The sequence below is a fragment of the Sandarakinorhabdus sp. genome (assembly GCF_032115815.1).
Taxonomy (GTDB): domain Bacteria; phylum Pseudomonadota; class Alphaproteobacteria; order Sphingomonadales; family Sphingomonadaceae; genus Sandarakinorhabdus.
In genome coordinates, this window is sequence record NZ_JAUMBI010000280.1 from 1 (window position 1) to 4,974 (window position 4,974).

Here is a 4,974-nt window from a genome sequence, read left to right on the forward strand (position 1 = left end):
AAATGGCACCAGCAGTACATCAAGGACATGTATCGCAATAATCTGCTGGTCAAACCCGGCGCGCTCACCGTGTGCGGCGTGCCCATCGATCTGAAGACGGTGAAAACCCCCACCTTCATCCAGGCCGGCAAGGAAGATCATATCGCCCCGGCAAAATCGGCCTTCAAACTCACCAAGGCCTTCAGCGGCGAAACCCGCTTCGTGCTGGCCGGCAGCGGGCATATTGCGGGCGTCGTCAACCCACCCTCGGCCAAGAAATACCAGCACTGGACCGGCGACTCCGCCGCCGCCACCCTCGAAGACTTCATCGCCAGCGCCACGGAAACCAAAGGCAGCTGGTGGCCCCACTGGCTCACCTGGCTCACCCCCCGCTCCGGCAAACAGGTGAAACCGCGCGTGCCGGGGAAGGGGGCCTACAAGTCGATCGAGGACGCGCCGGGTGCGTATGTGAAGGAACGGATTTGAGGGAAGGCTAGAGGAGCCTCCGGCGGGCAGGGACGCAGTCCCTGCACTCTTTTGTTTTCAGGCGGACCCTTTCAATAAGGCCCACCCGTAACCTCGAACTTGATCCGAGGTCCCGCTTTCTTCCTATGCCAGCCCCGCCCACGCTGTAATGTTGGCGCAGGCACGAACATTAGCCTGAGAATCCTATTTCCGGCTTATCTACCCGAATGCAAGTCGGATGCTGGCCTGCGCCAACATGACAAGTGGCGGTGGTGATGGGCTGCCCAAAACAAAAGCGGGTGCAGGGGCTCAGCCCCTGTCCGCCGGAGGCCCCGCTTACTCCGCCGGCGCCCTGCGGCGAGGTGGGGTATGGCGGAGTTTCTGCCTCCCACTATCAGGGAGGCATGATCAACAATCCCGAAACGTCGGTACTCTACAACGCCCAGTGCCCGGTGTGTCACGTCGAGGTTGGCCATTATGCACGCTATGTTGGCGAAGCGGGGTTGCCGATCCGGTTTGATGATCTGAACACGGATGCGCTGCAGCGGTGGGGGATTGATGCCGATACGGCCGCGCGCAGCCTTTATGTGCAGCGGGATGGGGTGATCGTTTCCGGCGTTCCGGCGTTCCTGCTGCTGTGGTCGCAAATGCCGCGTTATCGATTGCTGGCGCGGATCGTGGGGCTGCCGGTGATCAGGCAGATTGCCAGCGCGGCCTATGATCATGTGTTTGCCCCGGCGCTGTACCGGCGGCACCGGCGCCGGCAGGGCAAGGGCAGCGCCACCGGCGCTTAGGGTAAAAGCCGCAAGGGGGGTGCGGTGGGGCCGCCCTATCTTGCCGGGCGTTGATGCTGCATGGAGGCGGTTGAAAGTGAGGCTCTGCCTTGTCCGAATTCAACCTGCCGCTTGCTAGTGCGATTATCTGGATGGTGGGCCTGTGCCTGGTGGGCGGGCTGATGACCCCGCGTGCTGATTGGTATGCCCGGTTGCGCAAGCCTGCATGGCAGCCGCCCGGTTGGGCGTTCGGGCCGGGGTGGACGATCATCCTTGGTCTGGCGGCATGGGCGGCGGTGCGCGCCTGGAATGCCGGCGATGCGGCGCAGCAGCGGGACGTGCTGATCCTGTTTGGCGTGAACGGCCTGTTCCATCTGTTGTGGAGCCCGCTGTTCTTCAAGCTGCAGCGGCCCGATTGGGCGCTGATCGAAGTGCCGTTCCTGTGGGCATCCGTGCTCGCCATGGTGATCGGCCTGTGGCCCATCGACAGCCAGGCGGCGCTGCTGATCATGCCCTATCTGGCTTGGGTGGCGTTTGCGGCGTCACTCAACTGGAAGGTTGTCGATCTCAACCCGCGTTGAGGGATCTGGGGCGGGCCGCCTTATTTCACGGCGCTCACATCCCGCACCGAGCGCTGGTAAAACTCCTCCTTTGCCACCACGCGGCCTGAGGCGTCCCGTTTGAACGTCACTTCGTGCAGCTCGCTGCCGTCCTTGGCGATGCGGCGGAAGCGATCCTGGGCGATGGGTTTGAGGAAGGAGAGGTTTTCGGCCGCCTTTAGGTCGGGCAGGTCGAGGGTGACGAGGCCGCCGTTCCAGGGCAGGATGATCGTTTCGTTGTTCCAGGTGTTGTTGGTGTAGCGGCCGGCATAGTCTTCAGGGGGGACGGTGACGGGCGGCGGGCCTTTGAAGGCGTGGGCGCGGCGGGCGTCGAGCAGGCGGTGGACTTGTTGGGTGTCGTTCCACACTTCGTGATTGTCGGTGGTCATCACGGCGACGGCGGTTTCGCTGTCGGGCCGGATCAGCATGGCGGTGTGGTAGCCGGGGCAGCTGCCATCGTGGCCTATGTAATTGCCTTCGTCGGATGGTTCGTTGACGAAGCCCAGGCCCCAGCTGCCGTAGTTCACCTTGTCGATGAACTGGATGCGCTGCATTTCACGCAGCGTGCTGGGTTTCAGCACGCCCGGCGTGGCGGGGGCGGTTTCCTGCGCCATCAGGCCGATCTGCCACAGGCCAAAGCGCACCAGATCTTCCGCGGTGCTGGTGAAGCCGGCGGCGGGTGTGATGGCTGCTGCGTTGAACCGGCTGAGCAGCGTGCGGTTGCCGGCGCGGTCCAGCGGGCTCCAGCCCACGGCCATGCGGGTGCCGAGCAGATCATAGGGGTGATCGGGCCGCGTATCGGACAGGCCGAGCGGTTTGATGATGCCGCTGGTGACCAGGCTGGCGTAATCCTTGCCCGAAACCGCCACCGCCGCTTCACCGGCCAGGGTGACGCCGACATTGCTGTATTGGTAGGTGCGCCCCACAGGATAGAGCGGTTCGTGCTGGCTGATTTCGGCCTTCAGATGATCGCGGGTGGGGAAGATATAACTGGGGCCGTTCCAGTTGCCGACATCACTGTCCCGCTGGACGCCGGCCGAGTGGGTGAGCAGGGCGCGCAGGGTAACAGGCACAGAATCGCGGCCGTCGGGCTTGGGTGCGGCCCAGGGCAGATAGGTGGTGACCGGTTCATCCAGCCGCAGCTTGCCGGCCTCCCACTGCTGCATCACGGCCACCGCGGTGAACAGCTTGGAAATGGAGCAGATGCTGTAGATGGTGTCGCCCTTGGCCGGCACCTTTTTCGCCGCATCGATGGTGCCATAGCCTTTTGACCACAGCAGCCGATCCTTGTGGCCGATCGCGACCGAATAGGCCGGCCAGCGGCCATAGACCTGCGCCGCATCGGCCCAGGCATCGATCAGGCGGATGGCTTCGAGGGTGGCGGGATCGGTGGGCGGCGTGACGGGCTGCGCGCTGGCTGTGGTAGCCAGCAGGGCAACAAGGGCCGCCAGCCGCTTCACTCGGCCGCCTCCAGCATGGGCGCGGCAGCAGCGTGCGCCTTCGCAAACACCATCTCGTCCGTCACCGGCCCTTCCAGCAGTTCCTTGCGGTCGTACTTGTAATCGGCCGTCACCAGCCACGGTGCGCGGTTGCCGGAACGGGGCAGGGCATCGGCGCCGCGCTGGACGTAGCCGGATTGCAGATCCATCGCGAGCCTTTCGGGCACCACGTCCGGCGCAGGGGTAGGGGTGGCAATGTCCACGCCGGTTTTGCGCATGTGATTGAGCAGCCGGCAGACATAATCGGCGATGAGGTCAGACCGGAGGGTCCAGCTGGCGTTGATATAGCCAAAGCTCTGGGCGAGGTTGGGGATGCCGGAGAACATCATGCCCTTGTACGCGAGGGCATCGGCGGTGCGGCGGGTTTCGCCGTCCACCGTGACGGTCATGCCGCCCAGCGCTTCCAGTTTCAGGCCGGTGGCGGTGACGATGATATCGGCCTCCAGCAGCTGGCCGGATTTCAGGCGGATGCCGCCAGCCTCGAACTTCGCGATCTGATCGGTGACGATCTCGGCCTTGCCCGCGCTGAGGGCCTTAAACAGATCGGCATCCGGCACCAGGCAAAGGCGCTGATCCCATGGGTTGTAACCGGGGGTGAAGTGGGTTTCGAGATCGTAATCGGCCGGCAGCAGCTTGGCCAGGCGCTTCAACAGCGCTTCGCGCACCTTGCCGGGGTTGTTTCGCGTCTGCTTGTAGAACCATTGGCCCATGGTGACATTCTTCCAGCGCACCAGATCATAGGCCATCTGCGCCGGCAGGATCGCCTTCAGGAAATTGGCAATCGCGTCGCTGCCGGGGCGGGAGACCATCCAGGTGGGGGAGCGTTGCAGCATGGTGACGTGCGCCGCCGTATCGGCCATCGCCGGCACCAGCGTGACCGCGGTGGCGCCAGAGCCGATGACGACGACGCGCTTGCCCGTGTAGTTGAGGGTTTCCGGCCAAAATTGCGGATGGATGATCTGGCCCTTGAACTCGGCCTCGCCCTCCCATGTTGGGCGGTGGCCCTGGCCGTAGTTGTAATAACCGCTGCACATGTAGAGGAAACGGCAGGTGAGGGTGCCCTTGGGGGTCGTCACCGTCCAGTGCGCGGTTTCGCTGTCCCACGCGGCGGCCTGCACCTTGTGGCCGAAGCGGATGTGCTGGTTGATGCCGTGTTCGGTGGCGGTTTCGCGGATGTAGCTGCGGATGGAAGGGCCGTCGGCGATCGCCTTGGCGGATTTCCACGGCTTGAAGCGATAGCCGAGCGTGTACATATCGGAGTCAGAACGGATGCCGGGATAGCGGAACAGATCCCAGGTGCCGCCGATGGCGTCGCGGCCTTCCAGGATGGCGTAGGTTTCGTTCGGGCAGTTCTGCTGCAGATGAACCGCCGCGCCAATGCCCGACAGGCCGGCGCCAACAATCAACACGTCGAAATCAGTGGAACTCACGAGGCCAATCTCCCTTTACGCGAACGTAAAGCGAGGCGGCTGTGGCGGCAATGGGGCAAAACAGCCAGCGCCGGACACGAACCGGCACCAGTTGGCAGCGGCCGGTTACCGGCGGGGCGCACCCGGCAGCGGCGGCAGCTGGCGCGGACGATCCTTGCGCGGCATCTGCGCCTGATAGGCGACCAGGCAGTGATCATTGCAATAAGGGAAGCCAGCGTTGGATGGGCGA

4 protein-coding genes and 2 pseudogenes are annotated in these 4,974 nt (G+C 64.1%); 3 read left to right on the forward strand and 3 right to left on the reverse strand.

All coding sequences use genetic code 11. The features are described from left to right. From RT662_RS16165 to RT662_RS16175, 3 genes and pseudogenes are all read left to right on the forward strand, one after another. A pseudogene (locus RT662_RS16165) lies at positions 1-465 on the forward strand (class I poly(R)-hydroxyalkanoic acid synthase); the annotation flags it as partial. 383 nt (positions 466-848) lie between these two features. Then, positions 849-1,238 (forward strand): DUF393 domain-containing protein, encoded by a 390-nt coding sequence (locus tag RT662_RS16170; RefSeq protein ID WP_313671717.1) that lies wholly within the window; start codon positions 849-851, stop codon positions 1,236-1,238. 89 nt (positions 1,239-1,327) lie between these two features. Continuing rightward, entirely contained in the window at positions 1,328-1,798 is a 471-nt protein-coding gene (locus RT662_RS16175; RefSeq protein WP_313671718.1) for a TspO/MBR family protein, read from the forward strand. A gap of 20 nt (positions 1,799-1,818) precedes the next feature. Here the strand turns inward: RT662_RS16175 and RT662_RS16180 are convergent, their stop codons facing one another. The 3 genes and pseudogenes from RT662_RS16180 to RT662_RS16190 form a co-directional block, all read right to left on the reverse strand. Further along, a complete protein-coding gene (locus tag RT662_RS16180) occupies positions 1,819-3,276 on the reverse strand; it encodes a serine hydrolase domain-containing protein (RefSeq protein ID WP_313671719.1) in 1,458 nt (485 codons plus the stop codon). After that, on the reverse strand, positions 3,273-4,754 hold the full coding sequence (locus tag RT662_RS16185) for a flavin-containing monooxygenase (protein ID WP_409530182.1): 1,482 nt from the start codon (positions 4,752-4,754) through the stop codon (positions 3,273-3,275). Before RT662_RS16185 ends, RT662_RS16180 begins: the two co-directional genes overlap by 4 nt. Positions 4,755-4,850: 96 nt before the next feature. After that, positions 4,851-4,974: pseudogene (locus RT662_RS16190) on the reverse strand (GcrA cell cycle regulator); the annotation flags it as partial.

Excerpts from the sequence above, each read along its gene's own strand:
- RT662_RS16170 (WP_313671717.1), top strand. The coding sequence starts at position 849 with ATGATCAACAATCCCGAAACGTCGGTACTCTACAACGCCCAGTGCCCG.